Source organism: Ralstonia sp. VS2407 (assembly GCF_052950655.1).
On record NZ_JBRFVG010000088.1, the window covers coordinates 1 to 596 of the forward strand.

The 596-nt window shown below is 61.9% G+C and carries 1 protein-coding gene; it reads left to right on the forward strand.

The features are described from left to right. Window positions 1-544: 4-hydroxyphenylacetate 3-hydroxylase C-terminal domain-containing protein (locus tag ACU8YE_RS23990; protein ID WP_446929848.1), on the forward strand; the 544-nt coding region annotated here is incomplete at its 5' end. Between the last annotated feature and the right edge of the window lie 52 nt (window positions 545-596).

Genomic DNA, 596 nt, shown 5'->3' on the forward strand with positions numbered 1-596 from the left:
GATCTCCGAGGTCAACGGCACGAACGCGTTCCCGCAGGTGCGCGAGACGCTGGGCCAGCTCGCGGCCGAAGCATCGATGGTCGAGGCGTGGGTCTACGGAATGGAAGCGAAGGGCACGGTCGTCAATGGCTTCTACGTGCCCGACCGCAACATGCTGTACGGCTCGCAGGTCGTCACGCAGCAACTCTATTCGAAAGTGCTCAACACGCTGCGCGAGCTCGCCGGCGGCGGAATGATCATGCTGCCGTCCAGCGTGCGCGATTTCGAGAACCCCGACCTGCTGCGCATCATCGAGAAGACGCAGAAGTCGCCGGTGTGCTCGTCCGAGGATCGCGTGAAGTTCTTCAAGCTCGCGTGGGACGCGGTCGGTTCCGAATTCGCGTCGCGCCACAACCAGTACGAACTGTTCTATGCCGGCGCGTCGTTCGTCACGAAGGGCCATGCGTATCGCACGTACGACTGGCAGCGCGCGTCGCATCTGGTCGATTCGATGCTCGGCAGCTATTCGCTGAACCAGGAACTGTCGACGCCGCGTGCCGCTTGACTAGCCGCATCGCAACTCCTTTCACCCGCTATCGCAATCAGGAGAGAAAGAT